Source organism: Desulfatiglans parachlorophenolica (assembly GCF_055394735.1).
In genome coordinates, this window is sequence record NZ_AP042460.1 from 483,964 (window position 1) to 508,659 (window position 24,696).

Below are 24,696 nucleotides of genomic sequence, written 5' to 3' on the forward strand. Positions count from 1 at the left end.
GCGTTCCGGTCGGTATGCCGCACAAAAAAGGCCACGTAAGCCATAGGAAAACGTTTTAGGCCTTCGTGACCTGCTCGATCTTCAGACTTCCTGAATCAGCGCCCGCGGACTTCCTGCCCGCACTCAAGCACTTCTAGCGTTGTCGCAACCGGATGTCAATCCTTTTCTGGTGGATTACGGACGGGACAACAGGCTCCGGTGATGGGTCCTTTGCAGGTCCTTATGCGTTGCAGATAGGGCTGAAAGGCTGCCTGTTCTCCGAATGGGGGGTGCATATTCCCTATGAAAGGCGTTACGTCCCGCCGCCTGGTTGAAAGGATCAGGCTGGCTGATGGTTTACCGGCCGGGATGATGAGTCAGGCGCGTCCATTCTGGGGAAAGACAAACCGCAGGTGGGCACGCACTTCGGAACGACTCTCCTGGGCGGATCGTTCGCGGGCATTCCGGTTTACAAGGAACGTTGCTGTCTGGCTACCAACTCAGCCGCCTTAATCAGCGGATAGGCTATCGGCGGCCCCGTCAGAAGCGGATGTGTGCCGATTTGCGCGGTCAAGAGGGCGTCGACGCTCATCTTGCTTTGAATGATAAACCCGATCAGATTGGTCAGTTCACCGGTGGATTTTCCACCAATCACCTCTCCGCCGAGAATGATCCCGGATTCCTTTGCCGCGATCAGCTTCACGATTTGCTTCTGCGTGCCTGGCAAGGTCCCCGGGTGCTGATCCGTACCTTGAAATGTGGCGGTCAGGATATCGAATCCCCGTTCGCTGGCCAGATTTTCGGTGACGCCCGCCGCGCCGAATGCCAGGTCACCGATGGCTGTACAGAAGATGGAGATGGTGCCCCCAAACAGTCGGACTGTCGAGAGTTTGTACAAATTCATGGCCGCAATCCGCGCTTCGGCACAGGAGGTGGAAGCGAGCATTGTTGGCTTGGGGGTTCGCGTGATAAAACTGCTTTTTGCGGCGCAGTCGCCGACGGCAAAGATGTCGGGGTGCTCTGTCCGCATGTATTCATTGACCTGGATGAATCCCATTTTGTTTACGGCAAGCCCGGCCTTTTCTGCAAGTGCGGAATTGGGGCGGTATCCGACGGACAGAATCACTGCGTCAGCCGGTAGCCTGTCGCCGTTTTCAAGGGTCACTCCAGTTGCTTTATTCTCTTCGCCGTTGATTTCGCGGACGCCGATCCCTGTTTCCAAACGAATACCCCTGCCTCGGAGTACTTCTTCGAGTTCAATGGCAAGCTCTTCGTCAAACGCCAGACTCAGGACATGGGGCATCATCTCTACAAGCGTGACCTTCTTGCCAGATTTGTTGAGTTCATCCGCCATTTCGATGCCGATGAATCCGCCGCCGACAATCACCACATCTTCAACTTCGTTCAGCCCGGCTTTGAAGTGATCCAGATAGACCTTATCCTTTGGGATCGTGGAAACATTTTCCAATTCCGCTCCTTTTAGCCATTTTGGCCTCACAGGAGTAGATCCCGTTGCCAGAACGAGTTTTTCGAAACCGATGTTTCCATTTTCTGATACCTTACAGATCATGTTTTGAGCATCGATCGAATCTACTTCAGATATCTTCAGTCCAATATCCGCATTGAGTAGGATTGAGTCAGGTATCTGATCCTGATCACTTGACTCAAGAGTTCCGAAGATGTATGGCATACCACATGGAACTAATACGTTTTTTTCTTTTCTTACAAGTGTTACCTTTTTTTCAGGGTGAAATGATTTTGCTGTTGTCGCTGCCACAATGCCGGCTGCACTTCCGCCAATTATCAAAACATCTGTTTTTTCCAATTTTCAAATACTCCTTAAAATAGTGAAGAATGTAATAATAAAATAATTGTCAATGGTTGATCCATACTGCTTGCAGTATATCTATAACCATATCCAGTTCACCGCTACCCAGCCTACAGCAAAGTTGCACCGTCCATCTTTCGAATCCCGTTGCTTCTTTTACGTTTTGGGTATCGATGCTATAATTCTTCTCTCCAGGAGCAAGATCCATGCCGTTATCGTATTTGAACAATCGGCCGGTTGGGGAATGAGCCGTGATAGGCCGGGCCGCTCGTTTGGCGCCAGGGCGCTCAAGTGGAATGCTGGATGAATGGATCGTGGTGGACCGACGGAACGTTACCGTGTAGATGAGAACGTTCCGTAACGGCTATCGTAACGATGTATCGTGTTTACGGCGCCGCAGCAGGCGTCCAGTGTTTTCATTTGCATTATGCCCAGGCTTGGGGTGCCTTTGTCCTGATTGAGGTGCGGAAAAAATGCCCGGGCGGAAGGGCTCGGTCCGAAGTGGAGCAAAAGGCGTTACGTGGGAAAGGTGGGCATGGCAAAGGCAAACGTTGGAAATGGGTTGCGGACGGGTTATGAAACGAGTTAAAGTTCATCAGGTAGGATCGGGCGACGCCTCGTGATTTCAATATATTGTATTGTATCAACGCAGTCTGGGGGCGAATACCAGACCGGAAGGCGCTCTCGACGGGATGATTATTCAACCGGGATTCTTTCTGGGTAAAGGAGAGCCGCTATGGAAAAGGTGGAGAAGACGATTGGAAGTCTTTTCAGAGAAATCGCCGCCGTATATTCCTCGAGGGAGGCCCTGGTCCATGTGCCTTCCGGCATCCGCTACAACTACGGGCTGCTGGATTGGGAAGTGGATCGTGCGGCAAAGGGGCTGATCCGTTTGGGGTTGCAGCCGGGAGACCGGGTCGCCCTCTGGGCCCCCAATGGGGCGGAGTGGATCGTGGCCATGCTGGCGCTGGCGCGGATGGGAGCGCTCATGGTGCCGATCGATCCCGATGCCGAGCCTGTCGACGTGCAGTACATGCTGAGCCAGTCCGAGGCGCGCGCCCTCATTGTCTGCAAAGAAGCCGATTTGGGGGATTATATCGACACCATCATGGAGATGCGGGACAGAGTGCCTTCTCTGGAATCCATCGTCCTGATCGCCGATGAGTCGTTTCCCGAGACGGAATCGTGGACGGAAGTCCTTGCAGCCGGCGAGGATGTCCCGGCTGATACCCTTCTGGATATAGCGTTTCACCAGCAGCCGAGCGATCCGGTGGCCGTCATGTATACCTCGGGGACCACCGGGGCGCCGAAAGGGGTTGTTCTGGACCACCTCGGGTTGATCAACAAGTCGTTTCACAGTACGGCCCGTCAGGGGATAACCGCTGATGACCGGCTGTGCCTCTTCTTTCCGCTCTTTCATATGTTCGGGAACACCTGTGTGGCGCTTGCCGGGCTGTTAAGAGGCGCCTGCCTCGTGATGCCCTGTACGAGCTTCGACGTCCCTCCGATCCTGAGGGCCTTGAAAGAGGAACAGTGCACGGCGGTCTATGGATCGCCCAGCATGTTTATGGGGCTGGTGGAACACCCGGAAAATCAGACGAAGCTCTGGGGGACCGTCCTGAAAGGGATTGTCGGGGGGGCGCCGTGCCCTATGGAACTTATGCAGCGGTTGGTGGAGGAGATCGGCGCCGCGCGCATCACGGTGGCCTATGGCATTACCGAGGCCTCTTCATGGATTACCATGACAGACCCGGACGATCCTCTCGATCTTCGTGTGGGTACCATTGGCCGTCCTTTGCCCTGCAGCGAGGTCAAGATCGTGGATCCTGTGAGCGGTGAGGAGGCGCCGCCGGGGGAGCGTGGGGAACTATGCACCCGCGGGTTTCTCATGAAGGAGTATTACAGGATGCCTGCCGCTACGGCTGCCGCCGTCGACCGGGATGGTTGGCTCCACACGGGCGACATTGCCCGGATGGATCTGAACGGCTATGTGACCATCTCCGGCCGGGTCAAAGACACCATTTTCCGGAACGGCGTCGAGATCCACCCGGTCGAGGTGGAGGAGGTGCTCTACAAGCGCCCGGAGGTGCTCGAAGCACAGGTCTTCGGTTTTCTGCACCCGGAAGAAGGGGAGGAGGTGGCCGCCTGGGTGCGTCTCAAGGAAGGGGCGAGCCTCTCGACAGTGACCTTGGCCGCCCATGCCAGGGATTACCTGGAGGAGGATCACCTGCCTCATTTTTTCAAAATCGTGGATCGATTTCCGATGACACGCAGCGGGAAAGTGCAGAAATACAAACTGGCCGAGATGGCGCGGGTGGAATACGGCGCCAGCCTCTGAGCCGGACCGGTGCCGACCCCCCGTCTCTTTTTGAGGTGTTTCGGCTCGGCGTAGCGTAGCGCCGCGCCGCGCCGGTTCTGTCAGGCAAAGCTTGGCCATGCTTTTTCGCGCGAGGCCTCTCCGCAACCACATTCAAAAAAGCGGCTCTTGCGGTTACCCTGAGGCAGCCGCAAAAGCCGTGGTTTCTTCAGCCCGCAAAGGCGCGGATGATCATCAACCCTTGATGATCCTCGGGATCATCATGTGGTTCTGGGGGCAGATGGAGGTCGGGTTCTGGTAGGAGCACCCGGCGAAGGCCGCGATATATTTGCGCAGCAGCGGCAGAGAGACGATCTCGTCGACGAAGCCGCGCTTGGCGCAATAGACCGGGCGGGATTTTTCGTAATATTCCTTTACCAGTTCGTTCATCTTGTCGATGACCGGTTCGAGGGGCCGGCCGGCGTCCTTCTCCTTGACGAGACGCCGCGCAAACGATGCGGCTGCGGCCGTCTCTCCGTGCATGACGTAGATTTCGGTCATGGGGGTGCCCAGGGTGAAGGCGTTGTGGTTGTTGGCTGTGGGGCCGCCCATGATGTAGTGGGCCGCTGCCGTGCCTTTCCGCAGAACGACGCAGATCATGGGGACATCCGTCTGCTCGATCGAGTAGATGAGCGACTGCCCGAGGGCCAGCAGCTCGGCCTTTTCTGCAATATCGCCGACGTCGATTCCGGAGGTGTCCTGAAACCAGACGATCGGGACGCGGTCACGCCCGCACAGGGTCACGAACTCGTTCATCTTGATAAGACCCTGACGGTAGAGCTTGCCGCCGATGCCCATGTAATCCGCGTATTCCGGATACTTGGCGCCGAGGAAACCCTGGCGGTTGCCGATGAAGCCCACAAGAAACCCGTCGATCTTGGCGAGGCCCGTGTAGACCTCCGGACCGTATCCCGGGCGGAACTCCATGTGCTCGCTGTTGTCGAAGATGCGGGAGAGGACTTCGTCGAAGTTGTAGCTGCGCTTCTGGTTGAAGGCGACCAAGTAATCGAGGTCCTCTCCGGGAAAGCGGGGTTCCTTCGGTTCGGCGACCCGGAAGAAGGCCGGATCGTAGGCCGGCATCATGTCCATGTACTTTTTGAGGGCGTCCAGGACTCCCTGTTCGGTATCGTACACTTCCTTGAAAAAGCCTGTTTCGTTGTGATGGATGGGCACGCTGCCCGGGGGCACTTCCTTGAAATGACGGGTGGCCTCGATCAACTGCTCGGCCCCTTCCATGTCGAAGTAGCCCTTTGGACTCATGCCGCTGACGATGCCGCCTCCGCCCACGGCGATGTTGGCGTCCTTGTGGGCGATCAGCATCGTCGGGCTGATGCCCTGGTAGCCCCCGCCCGCCGGGTTGGTCCCGTAGATCCCGGCCAGGATGGGTACGCCCACCTTTTCGAGTTCCGCGTGGCGGAAAAAGGTTGTGCCGTTGCCGCGGCGGTTGGCGTAGACCTCTTCCTGCTCGGGAAGTTTCACGCCGCTGCAGTTGACCAGCCACACCAAAGGCACATGAAGCCGTTTGGCCATGTCGGTGACCCGGAGCTGGTTGTCGGCCTGTCCGGCGATCCATGCCCCGGCCATGACCTTGTTGTCGAAGCCGATGACGACGGCCCACTTGCCGTTGATCTTGGCGAGCCCGTCGATGACGCCGGTGGTGCCCTCTTCGTTGAACAGCGGGTCGTACAAGGTGTGCAGCGGACACCAGGTCCCGGGGTCGATCAGGTATTCGATCCGTTCCCAGACGGTCATCTGCCCGCGCTTCTTGATCTTTTCGGCGGGGATGCCAGCGTTCTTCACGGCCTCGATGGCCTCGGCCACGGTCTTTTCGACTTCGCGGATCTCTTTGACGTTCTGTTCACCGGATTTCTTCTGGCCTTCGGTAAGGTCCTTGCCGAAGGGTTCCAACTTTTCGAAATAAGGTCGCATGTTTTTCCTCCGTTTCCGAGCTACCGGTTTGCCTTCCGGATGCCGAGTTGATCCAGGGCCACAATCCACTTACAGATGTTGGTGGACCCTTCGACGATCTGGTAGGTCGGGGCGTCGCGGTAGAACCGGGCTACGGGGTATTCCGTCGAATAGCCGTAGGCGCCGAGGATCTTCATGGCTACCTGTGATGCCTTGACGGCGACCTCACCGGCCAGGTACTTGGCCTGAGCGACCTCGAAGGTGTTGTTGAGGTTGCCCTCATCCTTCTGCCAGGCGGCCTTGTAGACCACCAGCCTCGCCGCTTCGATCTCGCAGGTGATCTGTGCGATCAGGTCCTGGTTCATCTGGAACTGGCCGATGGGCTGGCCGAACTGCTCCCGCTCTGCGCAGTAGGCTGTGGCGGCGTCCAGGCAGGCCTGCGCCACGCCGATGCCGCCTGCGGCGGCCGAGAGGCGGGTCTGGTTCAGCGATCCGAAGACGATCTTGGCGCCGTCCCCCGGTTTACCGAGGATGTTTTCCTTCGGGACCTTGGTGTCTTCCAGATAGATTTCCCCGGTCGGTGAGGAGCGCGAACCCATCTTGTCGAGGTTCGTGGTGTGGATCCCGTTGAAGTTCTTGGGCTCGATCACGAAGGCGGAGAGCCCGCGGCCGCGGGCCTCTTTATCGGTGTAGGCATAGAAAATCAGGACATCGGCCGCCGAGGTGTTGGAGATCCATGTCTTGGAGCCGTTGATCAGCCAGTGGTCGCCTTTGTCGGCGGCCGTCGATTTCATGGCCATGACATCCGAGCCGGCGTTCGGTTCGGTGATGCCGAAGCCGCCCATATGTTCGGCGCTGACAAGCTTCGGGATATATTTCTTCTTCAGTTCTTCCGTGCCGTAACGAAAGATCGTGAAGGCGCACCCGAGAGTCTGCATGTTGATCTGGACCCTCAGGGAACTCGAGGCCCGGGCGATTTCCTCGGTCAGGATCATGGCGGCGAGCCAGCCCATTTCATTGCCACCGTATTCTTCGGGGATGACGGTTCCAAAAAAACCAAGTTCCCCCATGGGTCTGACGGCTTCTTGGTAGGGGAAGTAATGCTTTTCATCCCACTCGTCGGCAAACGGCGCGATCTTCTCCGCCGCAAAGTCGCGCGCCATATCGCGCAGCATCTGTAGTTCTTCGCTCAATCCGAATTCCATAAACATCTCCCTCCTTTTTCTTCCAGTTGGGGCAAATCCGCATGGCCACGCGCCGACCTCAACGATCCGCCGGTTCCTGTGCCTCCATGTCTGTTAACGCAACGGCTGCCCGAAAATTGGCCGCTTTTTGAACAAGATTCAAAAGACCATATCTATAGAACAATCTAATTGGAATAGCAACCGGTAAATTTACATTGTAGCTATTTTCCAGTTTCCATCCGGAAATGGTTTTTTGGTACAACCCAGTTTCCAATCCGGAAATGAGGATTTTTCTTCACCGCTTTGCCGCTCAGTCCCACCGCTCCGCGGCGGGTCCCGGTTTCTTCACACCCTTGGGGTGCTCAGTCCCACCGCTTCGCGGCGGGCCCCGGTTTGGCCAATGTCAAGGAAATCAAGCGTTTGCTTGTGTGGCGACCTATAGGTCGCCACACAAGCAAACGGGCAGATCGACGCCGAGATTGGCCAAAAAAACCATTTCCGGATGGAAACTACCCGGGTGCCTCCGAAGAAGCAGCGGATTTCATCGATATCGGCCAAGCTGGTGTCCATCCGGAAATGATTTCCCGGTGCAACCCGGTTTCCAATCCGGAAATGAGGATTTTTTGCCAATATCAAGGAAATCAAGCGTTTGCGCGGAGGCGACCTGTGGGTCGCCGCACAAGCAAACGTGCAGATCGACGCCGAGATTGGCAAAAAAGACCATTTCCGGATGGAAACAAGCTGGGACCCTCCCCGAAGGGGTGGGACTCCGCGGCCTGCCCGGTGAAGAGAAATCCTCATTTCCGTCTAAACATTTTCTACCCGAAAATCAGGATTTCGGGGCGATGGTAAAAAGCGAAACATCCTCTTTTTAAATTGAAGATAAGGGTGCGTGCTCTTCGGCACCCTTATCTGGCCTGATTTTTGGGAAAGTCCCTTCCTTGCCCGACAGGCGCATGCAGTGCTCCCCTGCGTTTTGGCGGCCTCTTTGTCGTTTGACAAGTCGGGTCAAAAGGCCTAAAATGAAAAATTGTCAATATTCTGAATGCTTTTGATGGGCAGAGCGGCTCAGGTGGAGTTTGGATCCTATGACGAGAATAGACTATTACAGTACGAACGACCGGAGTGAACGGGCGGATTTCAAAACGGCCCTGATGCGGGGGCTGGCCTCGAACTATGGGCTGTATATGCTCGCGCGGGAGGATGTCCCGAAGCTCCCGCGGGCGTTTATCCAGGGCATGTCCATTATGTCCTACGCGGAGATTGCCTTCGAGGTGCTTTATCCCTTCCTGGAGGGTGATATCGGGGATCGGGCTCTTCGCGCCATCCTGGACGACGCCTATCGGGAAGAGGTGATCCCGACGGAGATCCAGCCGCTGAGCGGTCAGACCTACATCATGTGGCTGACCCACGGGCCGACCTACTCTTTCAAGGATTATGCGGCCCGCTTTTTTGGCAGGATGCTCGACCACTTCCTCAAAGAGACCGGGCAGAGGCGTGTCGTCGCGGTCGCCACGAGCGGGGATACGGGGGGTGCTGTGGCGGATGCGCTGCATGGGCTGGAGAGCGTCGACAATATCGTTTTTTTCCCGCGCGGCTCCATTACGGAGAGGCAGCGCCGTCAGATGACCACCCTTAGGGGAAACGTCCACGCCTTTGAGGTGAACGGGGATTTCGACGTTTGTCAAGCCTTGGCCAAGCGGCTTCTGGGGGATCGGCGCTTTGCGCTGGATTGCTTCGGGGATTCGGAGCGGTTCACCTCCGCCAACTCCATCAGCCTGGGGCGGCTTCTGCCGCAGGCGGTCTACCCATTTTTTGCCTACTCCCGCATCCCCGCGGGCGGCGTGCCCTTGATCGCCAGTGTCCCGTCGGGCAATTTCGGGGACATGATGGGGACGGTTCTGGCCAGGGAGATGGGCCTGCCGATCGGCAGGATTCTCTGTGGTGTGAACGAGAACAGGGAATTCCCGGAGTTTCTGGCGACCGGCCGATATAAGGTGAGGCCGTCGGTCAAGTCCCCCTCGTCGGCCATGATCGTATCCAATCCAAGCAACTTCGCGCGGTTGGTCGATTTTTACGGTGGACATGTCTATGACCGGCGGGATGAAGCGGGCAAGATCATCGAGGAAGGCGTTATGGACCGCATGCCGGACCTGGAGGCGATGCGGCGGGACTTTTATTCCATAGCGGTCAGCAATGCGGACCATTATGGCGCCATCAAAGAGGTCTATGAACGGTTCGGCGTCGTCATCGAACCCCACGGCGCCGTGGGCTGGAGGACATTGGACACCTTCCTGGAGGGTCGGCATGACCGGCCCGCGGTGATTTATGAAACCGCCGATCCCGGCAAGTTCCCGGACGACGTACAGAAGGCGATCGGCATTGTGCCTGCCATGCCAGAGCGGATGGCGGTCCAGGCTCTGCAGGAGGAGCGGGTCTACAGCATCCCCGAGCCGCCTTTCCGGAAAAACGACGGGTCGCTGGTTTTGAGTGATGCCCAGTACGAACAGGCCAAAGGGATCATCCGGGGTATTTTTTGAGTCCCGGACCGTGTTTGTCGAGGGGTGCAGCGATGAACCGGATGCTCCTGCCGCGATGGCATTAAGAATTGACTTTCCGGATGAGAATGTTTACAAATATACAGCGGTTATCCGAAGTAAAAATCTCCCGGCGATCTAAAAAGCCGCCGGGAGGTATTTTTTTATAAACGATAACAGGAGGTTGATGAATGGAGCCGATTGCTGTTAACCGTAAGGAGAGCAAACTCAGGGTCGCTCCCGAGTGGGCGGATGTTTGCTTTACCTGTGGGACCTGTGCCGGCGGATGCCCGGTGACCGGCGTCGACGGTATGGACCCCAGGAAAGCCGTGCGTATGGCCGCCCTCGGGTTGGACCAGGAACTGATCGACTCGCGGTTCCCCTGGGTATGCACGCTCTGCGGCCGCTGCGAATACGCCTGTCCGCAAGGGGTGGAGATCCTCAAGATGATGCGCCGCGCCCGGACCCTGCGCGCGAGGGACAAGGTCCCCGGCCCGATCCACAAGGGTGTCGTGATGGATCTGGAAAGGGGAAACAACCTCGGCATCCCGAAAGACGATTTTCTCTTTCTGCTGGCGGACCTGGGGCGTGAGATGGATGAGGATGAAGGGTTCCCGGGCTTCTATGTCCCTGTGGACAAGAAGGGCGCCAATGTCTTCGTGACCATCAATTCGAAGGAGCCTTTCGGCGAGCCGGATGATATGAAATTCTGGTGGCGGATTTTCTACGCCGCCAGGGAAGACTGGACTACCGCGTCGACGGAATGGGAAGGGGTCAACTGGGGCCTTTTCTCGGGTGACGACGAATCCATGAAGACCCTGGTCGGGCGCATCGTCAACCACATGGAGCGATTGGAGTGCAAGACGCTTCTGCTGCCGGAATGAGGCCACGCCTACTATGCGACCAGGCTTGGTCTGCAAACGTGGTACCCTGAAGTTTTCGAGAAGTACAAAGTGGTTTCCGTCCACGATCTCCTGAAGGAATACATCGAGACAGGGCGGATCAAACTGGACAAGTCGATTCACCATGAACTGACGACGATTCATGACCCCTGCAACTACGGCCGGAAGAGCCAGAAAGCGTTCGGCCACGGGTATTTCGAGGAGCCCCGCTGGATTACGCAGCAGTGCTGCGAGAATTTCGTCGAGATGCACCCGAACCGGATGAACAATTTCTGCTGTGGCGCCGGAGGCGGCGCCTGGGCGATGCCCTATGAGAACGAGCGGATTTATTATGGCCGCGTCAAGGCGCAGCAGATCCGGGACACAGGGGCGGAGCTGGTGATTGCGCCTTGCCACAACTGCCGGGATCAGATCATGAAGTCTTTGACGAAGGAATACGATCTGGGGATCGAGACCAAGTACCTCTGGGAGCTGGTGGCCGATTCGCTGATCGTGGAGCCGTGGAGCGAAGAAGAGATCGAGAAGGCCAGGGCGCTCAGGGATGAGCAGTTCGAGCGGGACGGCATCGACCTCGAGGAAGAGATGTATTAGCTTCTTCAGACGGCTGCTTTTCCCAGACGGTCTGCAGCGAATTCCCCGGTGTTTCAGCGCGGGGAGGGACAAAATCGACAGAAAGGCCGCAGGGCGTCGCCCTGCGGCCTTTCTGTTCAGTGCGCCCTGGCGCGGGGCGACACGGTTCTCCTCACCACCAGGAGATCACCTTGTCGTGAGCGAAGATCGAGTCGATCAGCTTTTCATAATCGGGCTGCTCTTCATAGAGGCTGATCTCGGTAATATCCTGGCCTTCCGAGACAAGCTCCTTCAGGAGACGCGTCGTATCGTCCGGCGGGGTTTTGAGAAGGTGCAGAATCTTCATGACAAGCTCCCAAAAGGCACGATGAGGTCCATTTCCCTGAGCTTACGGCCGATGTCCTCGAGGCTCATGTACTTGAACCCGTGTTGGTCGACGTTGACCTGGTTGTTCGAGAAATATTGGCACTCCATGTCCTCGAGCCATTCCAGGTTCTCCTTGTAGGCCTCGGTCATCTCGATTTCTACATCGATGACGAACATATACGAATAGAAATTCTCGACGGCCAGCCCGAGTGTTGAACGGGAGCCCTCCCAGAGGTCCTGCCTGTTGCGGATCAGGAAGGCCACGTGCTTGATGTTTTCCATGGTTGTCCGAATCCTCCTCCTAGAAGACGATGTAGCGGTCAGAGTCTTCGATCAGCTCCCCGTGCCTTGCCTGGGTGGCGTAATCCTTTTCATCGATGCCCGGAACCGGGGGTTTCAGGTTGTGGCTCTCGAATCCGACGTTACAAAGGGCCATCTTGGCCAGCCCCTCGAGTTCACTGAATCTGGGGTCCTGTGTGAGCAGGGTGCCCAGATGGGAGAAAAAGATCGAGACCTCCACGTCTTTTCGGCGGGCGGCGAGGCACAGGTCGATCAGTTTGTCCAGATGCTTGTCGGAGGTGACGAAGACCCCCAGATGTTTGGCCATGGGTGACTCCTTCGATCCAGTTGGATTACAGCCGGAAAGGGTCTTTCTTGCCCATCTCGCCGTCAATCTGCACGTTTGCTTGTGCGACGGCCTACAGGACGTCTCAGCACAAACACTCGATTTCGTGGATATTGGCGAAAAACCCTCATCTCCGGCTTGGAAATTTTGTCGTCTTTAGTCAATTATTTCAGATGGATAACAGGTTAAGCGTTGAGCGTAGTCAGGCAAAACGGGAAAAACGGGCCGCGAAGCCTACTTCACCTTGATGTAAAAGCGGCTGAAGCCTTCATCCGGTTTTTCACCCAGGTACTCGTGGCCGGAGCGCTTCGAGAAGGCAGGCAGGTCGTTCCGGGTGCCGGGATCGGTGCCGAGGATCTCGAGGATCTGTCCGGGTTTCATCGTGCCGATCAGCTTCTTGGTCTTGAGGATTGGCATGGGGCAGCTCAGGCCGCGGCAATCCAGGGTCTGGTCGGGGGTTATGTTCTCTTCCATGATGAATTCCTCCTTAAGGAAAAAATTAAATAGTCTCCATCCGGAAATGATTTCCCGGTACAACCCGGTTTCCAATCCGGAAATGAGGATTTTTTGCCAATATCAAGGAAATCAAGCGTTTGCGCGGAGGCGACCTGTGGGTCGCCGCACAAGCAAACGTGCAGATTGACGCCGAGATTGGCAAAAAAGACCATTTCCGGATGGAAACTAAATATCACAGTTCGACGGTGAAGGTGTCCGTCTCCTCGTTCCAGGTCGCGATCACGTAATACACGAAAAGAAGCACCAGCAATAAAATGACGGTCCACCGGTATGTCAGGAAATCCGGCAGGAAAACGCGGTGACCCATGAGTTTGTTCAAGCCCTCCGATGTCATCATCCAGAGCTTGAAAAGCGAGGTCGAAAGCGCAAAGAAGAAGACGGCGATCATGAGCTTGATCTGGCCTTCACCGGCGCGCCAGACCGAACCGCTGCCGCAGCCCCCCGCCATGACCATGCCGACGCCGAAGATGATGCCGCCCACAAGCCCCCCGAACCAGAAGGCCTGAGGAACGTAAATGGATTCCTCTCGCAGGCCGGTCCACTTGAGGGCCGCGAAGCCGATTACGCTGATCATGAGGCTCAGGGCGATGGCACGCGCCACCTCACCTTCACCCGTCATGAAGGGGTCTCTGAACCCGCGCACAAAGCAGAAGCGGCAGCGTTGAATGATGATTCCGAAGACGAGTCCGCACAGAAGCAGCCCGCCCTCACGGGTGAAGGCCTCCCTGCTGTAGGCGATCGATGCCACGACCGCTCCGATGATCACCAGGACCCCCAGATAGGGTGAGAGATCGCGCAGATGAAGGCCGCTCTTCCCCCCCTTGTCAGGGGGCGCCGCTCCGCCCGAGCCCGAAGGCAGGTGTTCCAATTCCCAGTAAAGGTAACGGATGCCCAGGTAAGCGCCGATGAAAAGGCCGATCATCATCGCGACGCCGCTCAACGACAAGGCACTCAGGGCGGTGTAAAACCCGCCGACATTGCACCCTCCGGCCATGGCGGCCCCTATGCCCATGAGAATGCCTCCGACCACGCCTTTCGCCAGTTCGAGCGGGGGGGCCATCCGCAGGGCGAACTGTTTCGAGAGGAGCGCCGAGGCGAAGGCACCCCACAGAAGTCCGATGGTCAGAATGGAGTTGGTGGAGGTAATGGGGGAAGCCGTGGGGAAAGGATAGATGCCTATGGCGCTGAAAAACCAGTCGCCCCAGTTGCGGAGCCCGCCTGCGACCCCCCAGGGTCTTGCCCAGGCAAAGGTGATGACGCTCATGATCCCGATGAGCACCCCTCCAAGCCAGATAGACCAGTTTTCGAAGAAAACGGCATGGTAACCACGCCTCAGGATGCCGACAAGAACCGAGTTTCCTCTCTCCTCGCTCATGGCCTCTTCTCCCTGGCGCTAGCAGCCTTCATCGTGCAGGATCCGAAATTCCCCCGGTTTCGGCGGCGCAGGCATCACCGGCTTGGGGGGCGGAGGCGGCGGTGAGGCTCCCCCGCCGTCCTCCGGGGGGCCTTCGGTGCGTCGGGAGGCTGACGGGAACGTCAGTTCGGCGTCCTGTTCGACCTTTTCAGCCAGGCCGAAAATCACTGCCTGGTCATAATAGCGCCAGGCCTTCACGGAGGCCGGGTCGGCCTGCACCGCTTTACGGAAAAATTCTTTGGCATCCAGATACTTGCCGCGTGCGTATGCCTCCTGGCCGAATCGCATCATCCGCTCGCACTGTTCCTTGTCGACGCACGGCGCCTGGCCCTCGGCCAGGACGGCCGGCGGTGCTGCGAGCAGGATCGACAGGAGCAACACACCCGGCAAAGACAGCCAAAATCCGGCTTTCATAGGCCTATCCTCCTTATTTGGTATGCACATCGGGAAACAGAGCAGGTTCATGTGAAGCCCGCCTTCGGTCGGCATCGCCACGCCGGCTCGAAAACGGCGCCCTCTTTTCCGGGCGCAGGCTCAGCGAAGACCCCGGTGTGCTCTTCGGCATCCGGCCGGTCTTGGCGCGAGAGCGGTGCCGAAAGAGGCCTGGTCGGTCTTTGTACCCTCGAAGGGCAGATCGAGTACCACTGCCGCCGGAACACCCCGTTCGGGGAAGAAGCTTGTTTCAGTCATAAAAACAAGATCTTAGCTGAAAACGGCTGAAACGTCAACCCCGGAATTCGTCTGTGAACCTACGGGAGTTGATCAATTCAAAGAATGGGGTGTTCCCCGGTAGTTGAACAAAGGCCTTTTGAGGTCTGTTTGGCCGGTCGTGCCGGACCAGATAGCGGACTGATTACGCTCGATCCAAATCTGGTAGCATCGGGACAACCCCGGATCTTTCATGATCCACGTTTCGCCGATCAGTTTCAATTCTTCGATCATTTTCCAGTAAAAATGCATAAAATTTCCTCCTCGATCATGAAAAATCGCTCTCCGTTTCGCCGGTCAATGGGGTTTTCCCCTCACAGTCTTCGGCTGCTCGGATCCACCCCTCCGGGCGGGCCGGTTTCTTCATCGACAGCGCCGCTCATCCCCGATTCTTCCGGGGGTCCGGTCTGGTTAATGTCAATAAAATCAATTGCTTGTACGGAGGATGCCCCCAGGTCGCCGCACTTAGGCCAACGTGTGCATTGACGCAGAGATTGGCCCAGAAGACCCATTCCAGATGGTCGTAAAGAAGCATATAGCAGATACGGAATCGACATTCAAGCTGTATCTTGTGGTTATATTTCTGAAATCCCTTTATATAGGGATGGGACCGTCGGCTTGCCGGCAGACGTGGTTTCGAGTTTGAAAAGATGCGTTGCCCGGCCCTTTTAAACCACGAAAGAAGGTCCACAGGCCCCGGACCTTCAGCAGCACGCGCAGCGAAGTCCCCGGGACGAATTTCGCCGCGGGATCGCAGGGCGTCAGGTCATGAAGCGGGCCATGAGCGGGATGGCCACAAACGTGCCGACCGAACTGCCCACGTTCGTCAGGACGACGATCAACAGGACGCGGGTGATCTTGTTGGACCAGAAGCCCTTGATCGTTACGATATCTTCAGGCAACCGCTCGAAGTCGCTTACCTTCGGCTTGTTCAGGAAGATCTGCACCAGACCGGCCACCCACCCGGCGGCGATCAGCGGGTTGAGGGAGGTGAAGGGCGCTGCGATGACCGCCGACAGTATGGTCAGGGGATGGGCGAGGGCGAGGGCGGCGCCCAGTCCGGACAGCCCCGCATTGGCCAGTACCCATGTCTTGATCATATCGGTGCCGCCTGATTTTCCGGAATAAAAAAAACCGAGCACGATCAGAAGCAGGACCAATGCCGGGATGCCCCATTTCAGAATCCCCAGAAGCGGGCTGCGTGGGGGAACGACCTCGAGTTCATCGAGGTCGATGGTCTGTTTCCATGCCCGTTTGATGCCTGGTACGTGTCCGGCGCCCACGACCGCGACAACCTTGCTGCCGGGGGCCTGGCGGATGCGATGGGTGAGGTAAAGGTCCCTTTCGTCGATCAGGATGCGGCGCATCTCCGGAAGGTGTGTTCCCATTTCGGAGAGGAGGGTCTCGAGGACATCCTCCCGTTTCATCCGTTCGATGTCCTCTTCTTTGATATCATCGACTTCGCCGAAAGAGACCAGCATCTGAGACAGGAGCTTCATCTTGCTCCAGAACCCCATCAGACGCCAGACCCTCGCGAGGGTGGTGCGGATATCCCGGTCGGCCAGGTGGATCCGCGCGCCTGCCTCCCCGGCACACACAATGGCCCTGCGCATCTCCTCCCCGGGTTGGATGCCGAGCTTCCGGCCGATCCTCTTTTGAAAGGCGCTCAGGATAAGGTTCGCCAGGAGCAGGAAGGCCTTTTTTTCCTTGATGATCTTGAAAAGGTCGGTGTCCTGCCAGGTCTTCTGCTGGGTCAAGGTCTCATATCGGGCCTGGCAAAGTTCTATGCAGACGGTATCGGGTTTTTCTTCGCGGATGACGGTCTCGACCAGACGGACACTTTCTTCGGAGACATGCGCAGTGCCCACAAGGATGATTTCTCTTTCGGATTCGTGTATACGGTAAATATTCTCTTCATTCATGGTAGACTGTTTCGGGCTCCTGATGGGGATTCTGGAACGGTCAGCTGGATGATGGTGCGCTCGCGGCCGCTGAGGCCGATCGAGGCGGGGTCGATCCGTCCGGGTTGAAGGGATGACCGCTTCCGGTATCGCAGCCGCTAAATAGTTTCCATCCGGAAATGGTCTTTTTGGCCAATCTCGGCGTCGATCTGCACGTTTGCTTGTGCGGCGACCTACAGGTCGCCTCCGCACAAACGCTTGATTTCCTTGATATTGGCCAAAAATCCTCATTTCCGGATTGGAAACTGGGTTCTACCGCGAAATCATTTCGGGATGGAAACTAAATATAAAAGTATTGCACATGTCCACAGCCTTTCCAAGGATTTTGATCGAGGGGGAAACGAGGCGGATGGGTCGGCCCGACGACGATGAAAATCGGATGCCGCTCGGCAGGCAGTGGTTGCGCCAGGGCCTTGCAGAAGGTGTTTTTCCGGGCGCCGTATTGCTTGCGGCGAGGGAGGGGAGGGTTCTGCTCTTCGAAGCCTGCGGAAGGCTTTCTTCGGATCCGGGGGATCTGCCGGTTCAAGCGGATACCCTTTTCGATCTGGCTTCTTTGACCAAGCCGCTGGCAGCCGCCATGGCTGTCATGCACCTGGTCGACCACGCAGGGCTCGATCTGGATCGGCCTCTGGACTCGATCTTTCCCGAGCTGCGGCTGCCTCGGGACAAGGCGGGATTGACTTCCCGGCTGCTCCTGACGCATGCTTCCGGTTTGAAGGATTGGCATCCGTTTTATCTGGCACTGGCCGGCAGCCCGGTCAAAGACCGCAAGGAGGCGGTGCGCCGGGCCGTTCTCGATATGCCTCTCGTGCATCGTCCAGGCCGCGTGACGCTTTACAGCGACCTTGGCTTCATCCTCCTCGAATGGATCGTAGAACGCGTCGGGGGCTTGCCTCTGGACCGCTACGTCCTGGAGTGTATTTACGGGCCGCTGGGTCTGTCGGAGGTGTTCTTCTGGGGTGGGGCCATACCGGAACACCGCTTGAACTCGATAGCGGCCACCGAACGCTGCCCCTGGCGCGGGCGGGTGCTCCGGGGGGAGGTGCATGACGAAAACGCTGGCTTTATGGGGGGGTGCTCCGGTCATGCCGGTCTTTTCGGGACGGCCCGAGGCGTGTACGCCCTGATCGATACCCTGCTGCAGCACCTGGATGGTCTGAGAGGGGGCATTTTCCGGCCGGAGACGGTCAGGAGATTTCTGCATCGACAGAACCTTGGAGACGGCACCCGGACCCTCGGGTGGGATACGCCGTCGGAGGGCCGATCGAGCGCGGGGCGGCTCTTTTCCCATCACAGCATCGGCCATCTCGGGTTCACCGGCACCTCTGTCTGGGTGGATCTCGAGCGGCGCATCGTGGTCATCCTTCTGACCAACCGGGTGCATCCCAGCCGTGAAAACATCGCGATAAGGGCCTTCCGACCCATCCTGCACGACGCGGTCATGACCGAACTCCTGCAGGAGTCATGAGAAGGGTAGAGACCCGTGCGGCGCCGACCCGCAAACGACCGGGAACGGGAGGGCGGAAATTGCTGGCCGCCTTGCTGCCGGAAAATCCATGATGAGGGAAATCTGATGTCCAATGCATCCAAGGCCCTCGAGTGGCAGTCAGGGCCTTTTCCGATCGAAAATTAGGGTGTTTTCCACTGGGCGTGCATCTGCTGAGCGGAGCCCTGCCGCGAGGAAGTGCAGCTGTGGAAGGAGGAAGGCGGCGCCCTTGCGAAGAAGGCAAAAGCCCTCTTGTTTCAGGACGGAAATCTTTGAACGAAAAGGTATCCCTCCTTTGTCTCCGGATTGGAGATCGGGGCCCGCTGGGTAATCCCATCCGGATGGACACGGTTCGCATCCCGGAGCAGGAAGAGGGATTTGCCTTTTAAATATTGATGACCGAATCGGCCAACTGCATCGCAGTGACGATATCGAGCATGTTGGTGGTTTCGCCCACCTCCTTTTCCTGCAGCAGATCGAAATGGGTCAGACATGTTCCGCAGACGAGGATATAGATCCCGCCGGCCTCGAGTTCCTTGAGCACCGGAAGAACGTCCGACCCCCTGATGGTCATCTTGACGCCGTTGTTGACAAAGACGAGGCGCCAGAGTTCTTTGCCCATTTCTTTGAGGGTCTTCAGAAAACTCACCATCAGCTTGGCTCCCAGTTCGTCGTCGCCATGCCCCATCTTGTCGTGGGTGACCATGACCATGATCTTCCGCGTCTCTTCGCGGCTGATTGCGTCCGGGGTGGGGGCGGCCTCCGCACCTCCGGGCCTTTCACCTTTGACCCGGATATGCTGCGCTTCCGACAGTGTGGAAACCGTGAAGCCCTGGGTGCGCAGGAATCGGGAGACGTTCTGCTGGGAGGCTTCGTTATCGACAAGGACGGCGATCTCGCGGGACGGGTTTTTTTCGAGCCATTCCTTGGTCTGCAGGACGGGGGCCGGGCAGGCCAGTCCGCGGCAATCGATTTCGTGGGTCATTGCAACACTCCTGGGGCTGGTTTCGTGTTGTTGAAGCCTTTCACCCCGAAGCGCCGGGGACGCTCCGGTGCAGTGGATATGCCTGAGGAACGGTCCGAACGGCCTTTGGACCCTCCGGACTTCGGTCGAAGGATGTTACCTGCCGATGGACGGCGCGTGCGGAACAGGCTGGGAATGCATCGAAGATCCGATCGTTCAGGATGTGTCCACGACAATGCGGCCGCAGGGTTCCGAAACGATCTCGCCCACGAGCGCCGCGCAATCCACTCCTTCCTGCAGGAGCGCGGACACCAAGTCCTGCGCCGGGTCGGCTGGGACCGACATCAGAAGCCCGCCGGATGTCTGCGGGTCGAAAAGCAGGTCCAACACTACAGGATCCAGATCGGAAGGTGCATCCACCATGCAGATCCTGAATTCCTTGTTACGATAGGCGCCGGCCGGGAAAAGGCCCATGCCGCCGTAGTCGAGCGCCTCCGGTATAATGGGAATGCGGGAGGCGTGCACGACCGCGCCGAACCCCGAGCCTTCTACCATCTCGCAGAGGTGGCCGAGAAATCCGAAGCCGGTGATATCGGTGCAGGCATGGACCGCGAAGCGTGACATGACCTCCGCCGCCCTGCGGTTGAGCGCCGCCATCAGACGGGTCACGCGCTCGATCAGTTCCGGCGGCGCCATATTGCCTTTGATGGCCGTGTTGATGACCCCGGTTCCCAGGGACTTCGTCAGAATCAGCTGGTCCCCCGGGCGCACGTTCTTCTTGGTGAGTATCCGGTCGGGGTGGATGAAGCCCGTGACGGAGAGGCCGTACTTGAGCTCTTTGTCCTCGACACTGTGCCCGCCTAACAGCACGACCCCCGCCTCGCGCAGCTTGACGAGGCCTCCCTCGATCATGCTCCGGAAGACGGACAGGTCCATATCCTTGATAGGGAACCCTACCAGGTTCATGGCCGTTTTCGGTACGCCACCCATGGCATAGACATCGCTCAAGGCATTCGCGGCCGCGATCTGACCGAACCAGAAGGGGTCATCGACGATCGGTGTAAAAAAATCCACCGTCTGGATGAGAGCCAGTTCCTCGGAGACCTTGTAGACCCCGGCGTCGTCGGCCCTTTCGAGCCCTACCAGGACGTTTTCATCCGTCGGGAACGCTATCCCGCAAAGAGCCCGCTCCAGGTCCCCTGGAGGCAGTTTTGAGGCTCAACCGGATCCGGAGACGGTTTCTGTCAGCCGGCGGGTCTTGTTTCCCATCGCGATCGCTTTCCTTATCCGTTTCCATCAGGAAATGGTCCTTTTGGGGCGATTTCGGAATCATCCGGTTTCTCGGCTTGAAGGCGACCTTACCGGAGCGAAAAATCCACAGCCCTCGATTGCACGGTCGAAGAAGGGCTTCGGGTGCAAAATCTGCGCACCCAGTGAGAAGATTAAGAAAGCGGATGCCCGTTGTCAAACGGGATTATTCGATCGTATTTATATCCAAGATCGGTTTATCCAATTCTTATTGAGGCCGCCATCCCCCGAAAAGGTGCAGGTGGAGGTGGAATACAAACTGACCGCCGCCCCTCTCGACGTTGAAGAGGAGCTTGTATCCGCTCGAGGCGATGCCGGTTTTCTCTGCCAGGGCGTGGGCAAGGAGGATCATCTCTGCGGCGAGCGGCGCATCCTCCGGCGTCAGTTCGTTGACGCTGCGGATGTGTTTGCGGGGGACGAGGAGGATATGCACGGGCGCGCTCGGTCTGATGTCCTTGAAGGCGACGATGCGTTCTCCCCGGTGGACGAAATCGGCAGGTTGTTCTCCGCGGATGATGCGGCAGAACATGCAGTCTTTTTCAATCATGGCTCCGCTCACAGTCTTCCACTAAGGCGATCTGGGATTTGAGTTCTGGAAACCCCTCCGGATTGACCGAAAAGGCATCGAGTCCGGCCTCCAGGAACAGCCTCACGAGCCGGGAGGAACCGAGAAACGTCCGGCTGCGAAGGGTGACGGGGCGCCCGTTTGCCCTCGCGCCCGTCAGGAAGGCCTCCATGGCATATCGCAGCGATGATTCGTTGGGCTCGGCCTCCGGGTCCGCCTTAGGTTCGGAAGACGCCCTCGAGGCATGATGCAGCTGCCGCAATTTATTCACGGAGAGGCTGAAGGCATCGAAGCATTCGGCGAATTCGGCGACGCGTTGTAGATTGGCGGGCAGGTCGCAGGCGAGGTGAATTTCAAGCCCCTCGACTCCTCTTTCAAGCCCCCCCCTCCTTATCGCATCGAGGATACGCCGGGCGTTTTCCAGGCTTCCGCAATACGGCAGCATCAGGTGAAGGTTCCGCAGCCCCTTCTCCACGCGGGCGCGCCGGAAGCCCTCGCATTCAAGGGCGAAGGCCTCGCGGTACCGATCGTCGAGATAGCGCTCGACCCCACGATAGGAGCGGGGGACCTTCTGTGGGTCCGGCTCGAAATATCCCGCGCCGATCAGGTCACGGTACTCGTCGACTGCCATGTTGCTGGTGCGCAGGATGACCGGATCGGGATAGCGGGAAGCGGCGATCGCGGCGATGGCACTGCTGAGGGTGTCCAGAAAAAAGGAGATCTTGTCGTCGTAACCGCGCGTGAGCTGCGCAATCTTCCGGATAAGGATACGGTCGTTCAATTCCCGGAAGTGAATCAGGGCCATCGGGTGAATCCGGCTCATGTGCTTCAGAATATAGTCGAGGCGAATCATCCCGATGCCGTCGGCGGGTAGCTTCCACCACTGAAAGGCCGCTGCGGGGCTTGGCATGTTGAGCAATACTTTCGCCTGCGTAGAAGGGATATCGGAGACGGACACCGTTTTTTCCTGCCAGGCGAGCCGGCCGTCGTAAATATAGCCGTGATCGCCCTCGATCGAGGCCATCGTGATTTCCTGATCCGGACGAAGCACCTCTGTGCCGTTGCCTGTGCCGACGATGCCGGGGATATCGAGCTCCCGGCACAGGATGGCCCCGTGTGATTCCGGTCCGCCAAAATCGGTGACCAGGCCTTTGATGTCCTTCTGCCTCAGCATCGAGACCCATCCGGTATTGGCGGTTTCAGATACCAGGATGGAATGATCGGTGGCCTTTTGGATATTTCTGTAGTTGTCGATAAAGGTGGCCCTGCCGCTGGCGATCCCTTCACCGATGCTGATCCCCCGTGCGAGCAAACGGCCTGGCTGCAGCAGGCGGCAGACGGTGATTTCTTCCCTTGCGCATTGGGTTAGGCCGGTGAGGGGCCGAGCCTGGACGATCCATAGGTCCTGCGTTTCCCCGTCCTTCGCCCATTCGAGATCCATGGGGCGCTCGAAACGCCTTTCGACGGCTGCCGCCCACCGCGCAAGGTGAAGAACCTCGTGGTCCTCCAGGATGAACGTGTTCTGTTCCGTTTCGGATGTTGGGATGTCCCGGGTCCCTGAATCCGCTCCTTCCGCATAGACCGACCGCTTATCTTTGCCGCCGAGGCTCCTGCCGAGGATGGGCGCGCAGCCGGGTGCCGTCAGCAGCGGTTTGAAGACCTGGAATTCGTCGGGTGCCACCGCTCCCTGAACGACGTTTTCACCCAGCCCCCAGGCCCCGGTGATGACGATGAGATCGGGAAAGCAGGACTGCTTGTGCATGGTGAAGATGACGCCCGCACACGCCTTGTCTGCGCGGACCATCTTCTGTATTCCGGCGCTCAGAAACACACGGAGATGATCGAAGCCCATCCTCTCCCGGTAGTGGATCGCCCGGTCGGTGAACAGGGAGGCGAAGCAGCGCCTGACGGTATGGAGCAGGGTGTCCCCTCCATGGATATTCAGGAAGCTCTCCAGCATCCCGGCAAAGCTTGCCTCCGGGAGATCTTCGGCATTGGCGCTGCTTCGGACGGCTACATCCGGGTCTTCGGTCCGGCAGAGACGGCCCAGGCTGTGGTAGGCGTCGAGGATCGCGGAAGACAGCGCCTCCGGGAACACACCCCGAAGGAAGAGCCCGCGGATGTTTTCTCCTGCCTCCTCGAGCGGAACTCGGCCTTGGTCGAGATTCTCGATCTGCTCACGGATCCTGTCCTGGAGATCGTTGAATTCCACAAAGGCCCTATATGCCTCCGCCGTCGTCGCAAAACCCGGTGGAACGGCGAGTCCGGCCTCCTTCAGGTTCTGGAGCATTTCGCCGAGAGAGGCGTTTTTGCCTCCTACCAGGCCGATGTCCCGGACGTCGATCTCCTCCAGCCAGGCGATAAAGGGTGCATTTCGAAGTTTGCCTGTCTGCATGGGTTTCTCTCGAAGGTTTTTATGGTATCGACACCACCTGTCGCCCTGCGAGAGGTTTCCCCGATCGGGCCGGGCGAGCGTAGGCGTGGCTTTTCGGACATGATGGATCGCCTGTTGGACCTTCCGGAACGAGCCGACGTCCGGGGGGAAGCTTAGTGAGAAAACCGCAGGAGGGTCAAGCTGAATCGAAAGGGCTGTTGCCGAAGGCCTGAAAGGCCGCCACAGATCCCGAAAAGGCACCTCATGCGAACGGCCAGGCCGGGACGAGGCGTTTTTCCATAAAGGTGGTTGCAGCCGTTTGGCCCTGGACCGTTACGAGGGCGCCCAGGATGACCTGTCGTTCGATCAGGCGCCGGCTCAAGCATGAGGCCTGGGCGAGGGCCAGTGAGACGGTCTTTTTGCTGAGGGTCCCGACGCTGCAGGTGACCATCCGTTCCCGGATATCCGTCCCCGGTTCTACGTCCTCGGCCGGTCTCTGGACGGTTTGGATGTTCGATACGTAGGTGGCGTTGGCGATGGCCGTAGCGGCTGCATCGGCCGTCGATGCCGTTCCAGCCACGACTGTCGCGGAGGCGGCGATGCCGCGTGTCAGGCTGCAGCCGCCCATCCCGCTCGTCGCAACGCCCCAGCTTGGCAGGTGGTCATCCAGTTCGAGCATATGCCCGATAATGTCCGAACCGACATCGGGCTTGATGCCGACCATGACAGAGGCCGGTTCACCGATCCGGACGGCTGCGTCATCGCCGTTTTCAACCAGAACGACCGTCATCCCGCGCGCGAAGAGAAAATCGGCCACGGCATCCGCCAGAGTTCCCCTCACGGCGGCCAGGGGTGTCAGATCGGAATCTCCCACTTCACGCACACTCCGGAGCATCGATTCTGCAAGTGGATCCGGAAAATGACCGATGATCTCCGGCAGGCGGCGTTTCAGCTGCTCTTCCACAAGCGCGATGCGCTCGAGGTAGACAAAGGCCTCGCGTGCGGCCTGGATACAAAGGCTCCTCTGGGGCAGGCGGCCGATGCGTGCGGAGATGATCAACCGCGTGGACCCATGACGCGCCAGAATACGTCCCTCATCGAGGGCATGGATGGCCTTTTCGACGCGCATGCCTCGTTATTCCCTT

General features: G+C 58.2%; 25 protein-coding genes. 6 read left to right on the forward strand and 19 right to left on the reverse strand.

From position 1 onward, the window contains the following. Nucleotides 1-448 precede the first annotated feature (448 nt). Entirely contained in the window at nucleotides 449-1,804 is a 1,356-nt protein-coding gene (locus ACZ500_RS02295; RefSeq protein WP_464230917.1) for an FAD-dependent oxidoreductase, read from the reverse strand. 739 nt (nucleotides 1,805-2,543) lie between these two features. Between ACZ500_RS02295 and ACZ500_RS02300 the strand changes: the two genes are divergently transcribed. After that, the gene (locus ACZ500_RS02300) at nucleotides 2,544-4,145 is read left to right on the forward strand and encodes an AMP-binding protein (protein WP_464230918.1); all 1,602 of its coding nucleotides are present in this window, start codon (nucleotides 2,544-2,546) and stop codon (nucleotides 4,143-4,145) included. Between the two features lie 213 nt (nucleotides 4,146-4,358). Here the strand turns inward: ACZ500_RS02300 and ACZ500_RS02305 are convergent, their stop codons facing one another. The 4 genes from ACZ500_RS02305 to ACZ500_RS02320 form a co-directional block, all read right to left on the reverse strand. Next, complete coding sequence (locus ACZ500_RS02305; RefSeq protein ID WP_464230919.1) at nucleotides 4,359-6,092, reverse strand: acyl-CoA carboxylase subunit beta; 1,734 nt, start codon at nucleotides 6,090-6,092, stop codon at nucleotides 4,359-4,361. Between the two features lie 20 nt (nucleotides 6,093-6,112). Then, entirely contained in the window at nucleotides 6,113-7,276 is a 1,164-nt protein-coding gene (gene acd, locus ACZ500_RS02310; protein ID WP_464230920.1) for a glutaryl-CoA dehydrogenase Acd, read from the reverse strand. Nucleotides 7,277-7,600: 324 nt separating this feature from the next. Continuing rightward, on the reverse strand, nucleotides 7,601-7,825 hold the full coding sequence (locus ACZ500_RS02315; RefSeq protein ID WP_464230921.1) for a hypothetical protein: 225 nt from the start codon (nucleotides 7,823-7,825) through the stop codon (nucleotides 7,601-7,603). Continuing rightward, entirely contained in the window at nucleotides 7,797-7,979 is a 183-nt protein-coding gene (locus ACZ500_RS02320) for a hypothetical protein (RefSeq protein WP_464230922.1), read from the reverse strand. Before ACZ500_RS02320 ends, ACZ500_RS02315 begins: the two co-directional genes overlap by 29 nt. Nucleotides 7,980-8,343: 364 nt before the next feature. Here ACZ500_RS02320 and thrC point away from each other — a divergent pair, with 364 nt between their 5' ends. Both thrC and ACZ500_RS02330 read left to right on the forward strand, forming a co-directional pair. After that, nucleotides 8,344-9,795: a threonine synthase gene (gene thrC, locus ACZ500_RS02325; protein ID WP_464230923.1), complete on the forward strand. Its 1,452-nt coding sequence runs from the start codon at nucleotides 8,344-8,346 to the stop codon at nucleotides 9,793-9,795. Between the two features lie 188 nt (nucleotides 9,796-9,983). Continuing rightward, complete coding sequence (locus ACZ500_RS02330) at nucleotides 9,984-11,285, forward strand: (Fe-S)-binding protein (RefSeq protein ID WP_464230924.1); 1,302 nt, start codon at nucleotides 9,984-9,986, stop codon at nucleotides 11,283-11,285. Between the two features lie 151 nt (nucleotides 11,286-11,436). Here ACZ500_RS02330 and ACZ500_RS02335 read toward each other — a convergent pair whose 3' ends face one another. The 3 genes from ACZ500_RS02335 to ACZ500_RS02345 are packed head-to-tail and all read right to left on the reverse strand — an operon-like array spanning nucleotide 11,437 to nucleotide 12,237. Continuing rightward, nucleotides 11,437-11,610: a hypothetical protein gene (locus ACZ500_RS02335; protein ID WP_464230925.1), complete on the reverse strand. Its 174-nt coding sequence runs from the start codon at nucleotides 11,608-11,610 to the stop codon at nucleotides 11,437-11,439. Further along, nucleotides 11,607-11,912, reverse strand: coding sequence for a hypothetical protein (locus ACZ500_RS02340; RefSeq protein WP_464230926.1), 306 nt, complete (start codon nucleotides 11,910-11,912; stop codon nucleotides 11,607-11,609). The genes ACZ500_RS02335 and ACZ500_RS02340 overlap by 4 nt, the downstream gene beginning before the upstream one ends. A gap of 19 nt (nucleotides 11,913-11,931) precedes the next feature. Then, nucleotides 11,932-12,237: a hypothetical protein gene (locus tag ACZ500_RS02345; protein ID WP_464230927.1), complete on the reverse strand. Its 306-nt coding sequence runs from the start codon at nucleotides 12,235-12,237 to the stop codon at nucleotides 11,932-11,934. Here ACZ500_RS02345 and ACZ500_RS02350 point away from each other — a divergent pair. Beyond that, nucleotides 12,236-12,415 (forward strand): hypothetical protein, encoded by a 180-nt coding sequence (locus ACZ500_RS02350; protein ID WP_464230928.1) that lies wholly within the window; start codon nucleotides 12,236-12,238, stop codon nucleotides 12,413-12,415. The two genes, ACZ500_RS02345 and ACZ500_RS02350, sit on opposite strands and share 2 nt — an antisense overlap. Before the next feature lie 74 nt (nucleotides 12,416-12,489). On the opposite strand, the gene ACZ500_RS02355 is transcribed toward ACZ500_RS02350, so the two are convergent. The 6 genes from ACZ500_RS02355 to ACZ500_RS02380 form a co-directional block, all read right to left on the reverse strand. After that, complete coding sequence (locus tag ACZ500_RS02355) at nucleotides 12,490-12,729, reverse strand: sulfurtransferase TusA family protein (RefSeq protein WP_464230929.1); 240 nt, start codon at nucleotides 12,727-12,729, stop codon at nucleotides 12,490-12,492. Further along, nucleotides 12,714-12,923, reverse strand: a complete 210-nt coding sequence (locus ACZ500_RS02360; RefSeq protein ID WP_464230930.1) for a hypothetical protein — start codon at nucleotides 12,921-12,923, stop codon at nucleotides 12,714-12,716. The genes ACZ500_RS02355 and ACZ500_RS02360 overlap by 16 nt, the downstream gene beginning before the upstream one ends. Before the next feature lie 20 nt (nucleotides 12,924-12,943). Beyond that, entirely contained in the window at nucleotides 12,944-14,146 is a 1,203-nt protein-coding gene (locus ACZ500_RS02365; protein WP_464230931.1) for a YeeE/YedE thiosulfate transporter family protein, read from the reverse strand. Nucleotides 14,147-14,164: 18 nt separating this feature from the next. After that, nucleotides 14,165-14,599 (reverse strand): hypothetical protein, encoded by a 435-nt coding sequence (locus ACZ500_RS02370; RefSeq protein ID WP_464230932.1) that lies wholly within the window; start codon nucleotides 14,597-14,599, stop codon nucleotides 14,165-14,167. Between the two features lie 348 nt (nucleotides 14,600-14,947). Continuing rightward, on the reverse strand, nucleotides 14,948-15,145 hold the full coding sequence (locus tag ACZ500_RS02375) for a hypothetical protein (RefSeq protein ID WP_464230933.1): 198 nt from the start codon (nucleotides 15,143-15,145) through the stop codon (nucleotides 14,948-14,950). Between the two features lie 509 nt (nucleotides 15,146-15,654). Beyond that, nucleotides 15,655-16,815, reverse strand: a complete 1,161-nt coding sequence (locus ACZ500_RS02380) for a TraB/GumN family protein (RefSeq protein ID WP_464230934.1) — start codon at nucleotides 16,813-16,815, stop codon at nucleotides 15,655-15,657. 158 nt (nucleotides 16,816-16,973) lie between these two features. Here ACZ500_RS02380 and ACZ500_RS02385 point away from each other — a divergent pair, with 158 nt between their 5' ends. Together ACZ500_RS02385 and ACZ500_RS02390 are read left to right on the forward strand one after the other, a co-directional pair. Next, on the forward strand, nucleotides 16,974-17,138 hold the full coding sequence (locus ACZ500_RS02385) for a hypothetical protein (protein WP_464230935.1): 165 nt from the start codon (nucleotides 16,974-16,976) through the stop codon (nucleotides 17,136-17,138). 65 nt (nucleotides 17,139-17,203) lie between these two features. After that, nucleotides 17,204-18,322: a serine hydrolase domain-containing protein gene (locus ACZ500_RS02390; RefSeq protein WP_464230936.1), complete on the forward strand. Its 1,119-nt coding sequence runs from the start codon at nucleotides 17,204-17,206 to the stop codon at nucleotides 18,320-18,322. Between the two features lie 403 nt (nucleotides 18,323-18,725). Here ACZ500_RS02390 and yedF read toward each other — a convergent pair whose 3' ends face one another. From yedF to ACZ500_RS02415, 5 genes are all read right to left on the reverse strand, one after another. Then, nucleotides 18,726-19,325: a sulfurtransferase-like selenium metabolism protein YedF gene (gene yedF, locus ACZ500_RS02395; protein ID WP_464230937.1), complete on the reverse strand. Its 600-nt coding sequence runs from the start codon at nucleotides 19,323-19,325 to the stop codon at nucleotides 18,726-18,728. Nucleotides 19,326-19,520: 195 nt separating this feature from the next. Then, the gene (gene selD / locus ACZ500_RS02400; protein ID WP_464230938.1) at nucleotides 19,521-20,573 is read right to left on the reverse strand and encodes a selenide, water dikinase SelD; all 1,053 of its coding nucleotides are present in this window, start codon (nucleotides 20,571-20,573) and stop codon (nucleotides 19,521-19,523) included. Nucleotides 20,574-20,820: 247 nt separating this feature from the next. Continuing rightward, on the reverse strand, nucleotides 20,821-21,159 hold the full coding sequence (locus ACZ500_RS02405; RefSeq protein ID WP_464230939.1) for a histidine triad nucleotide-binding protein: 339 nt from the start codon (nucleotides 21,157-21,159) through the stop codon (nucleotides 20,821-20,823). After that, nucleotides 21,152-23,572: a phosphoenolpyruvate synthase gene (ppsA, locus tag ACZ500_RS02410; protein WP_464230940.1), complete on the reverse strand. Its 2,421-nt coding sequence runs from the start codon at nucleotides 23,570-23,572 to the stop codon at nucleotides 21,152-21,154. Before ppsA ends, ACZ500_RS02405 begins: the two co-directional genes overlap by 8 nt. 241 nt (nucleotides 23,573-23,813) lie before the next feature. Then, the gene (locus ACZ500_RS02415; RefSeq protein WP_464230941.1) at nucleotides 23,814-24,680 is read right to left on the reverse strand and encodes a hypothetical protein; all 867 of its coding nucleotides are present in this window, start codon (nucleotides 24,678-24,680) and stop codon (nucleotides 23,814-23,816) included. Nucleotides 24,681-24,696 lie beyond the last annotated feature (16 nt).

Bases quoted from the DNA above. Each gene is read 5' to 3' on its own strand.
- ACZ500_RS02300 (WP_464230918.1), top strand. From the start codon at position 2,544: ATGGAAAAGGTGGAGAAGACGATTGGAAGTCTTTTCAGAGAAATCGCC.
- ACZ500_RS02305 (WP_464230919.1), bottom strand. From the start codon at position 6,092: ATGCGACCTTATTTCGAAAAGTTGGAACCCTTCGGCAAGGACCTTACC.
- acd (WP_464230920.1), bottom strand. From the start codon at position 7,276: ATGGAATTCGGATTGAGCGAAGAACTACAGATGCTGCGCGATATGGCG.
- ACZ500_RS02315 (WP_464230921.1), bottom strand. From the start codon at position 7,825: ATGGACACCAGCTTGGCCGATATCGATGAAATCCGCTGCTTCTTCGGA.
- ACZ500_RS02320 (WP_464230922.1), bottom strand. From the start codon at position 7,979: ATGGTCTTTTTTGCCAATCTCGGCGTCGATCTGCACGTTTGCTTGTGC.
- thrC (WP_464230923.1), top strand. From the start codon at position 8,344: ATGACGAGAATAGACTATTACAGTACGAACGACCGGAGTGAACGGGCG.
- ACZ500_RS02335 (WP_464230925.1), bottom strand. From the start codon at position 11,610: ATGAAGATTCTGCACCTTCTCAAAACCCCGCCGGACGATACGACGCGT.
- ACZ500_RS02340 (WP_464230926.1), bottom strand. From the start codon at position 11,912: ATGGAAAACATCAAGCACGTGGCCTTCCTGATCCGCAACAGGCAGGAC.
- ACZ500_RS02350 (WP_464230928.1), top strand. From the start codon at position 12,236: ATGGGTGACTCCTTCGATCCAGTTGGATTACAGCCGGAAAGGGTCTTT.
- ACZ500_RS02345 (WP_464230927.1), bottom strand. From the start codon at position 12,237: ATGGCCAAACATCTGGGGGTCTTCGTCACCTCCGACAAGCATCTGGAC.
- ACZ500_RS02355 (WP_464230929.1), bottom strand. From the start codon at position 12,729: ATGGAAGAGAACATAACCCCCGACCAGACCCTGGATTGCCGCGGCCTG.
- ACZ500_RS02360 (WP_464230930.1), bottom strand. From the start codon at position 12,923: ATGGTCTTTTTTGCCAATCTCGGCGTCAATCTGCACGTTTGCTTGTGC.
- ACZ500_RS02365 (WP_464230931.1), bottom strand. From the start codon at position 14,146: ATGAGCGAGGAGAGAGGAAACTCGGTTCTTGTCGGCATCCTGAGGCGT.
- ACZ500_RS02370 (WP_464230932.1), bottom strand. From the start codon at position 14,599: ATGAAAGCCGGATTTTGGCTGTCTTTGCCGGGTGTGTTGCTCCTGTCG.
- ACZ500_RS02375 (WP_464230933.1), bottom strand. From the start codon at position 15,145: ATGCATTTTTACTGGAAAATGATCGAAGAATTGAAACTGATCGGCGAA.
- ACZ500_RS02380 (WP_464230934.1), bottom strand. From the start codon at position 16,815: ATGAATGAAGAGAATATTTACCGTATACACGAATCCGAAAGAGAAATC.
- ACZ500_RS02385 (WP_464230935.1), top strand. From the start codon at position 16,974: ATGGTCTTTTTGGCCAATCTCGGCGTCGATCTGCACGTTTGCTTGTGC.
- ACZ500_RS02390 (WP_464230936.1), top strand. From the start codon at position 17,204: ATGGGTCGGCCCGACGACGATGAAAATCGGATGCCGCTCGGCAGGCAG.
- yedF (WP_464230937.1), bottom strand. From the start codon at position 19,325: ATGACCCACGAAATCGATTGCCGCGGACTGGCCTGCCCGGCCCCCGTC.
- ACZ500_RS02405 (WP_464230939.1), bottom strand. From the start codon at position 21,159: ATGATTGAAAAAGACTGCATGTTCTGCCGCATCATCCGCGGAGAACAA.
- ppsA (WP_464230940.1), bottom strand. From the start codon at position 23,572: ATGCAGACAGGCAAACTTCGAAATGCACCCTTTATCGCCTGGCTGGAG.
- ACZ500_RS02415 (WP_464230941.1), bottom strand. From the start codon at position 24,680: ATGCGCGTCGAAAAGGCCATCCATGCCCTCGATGAGGGACGTATTCTG.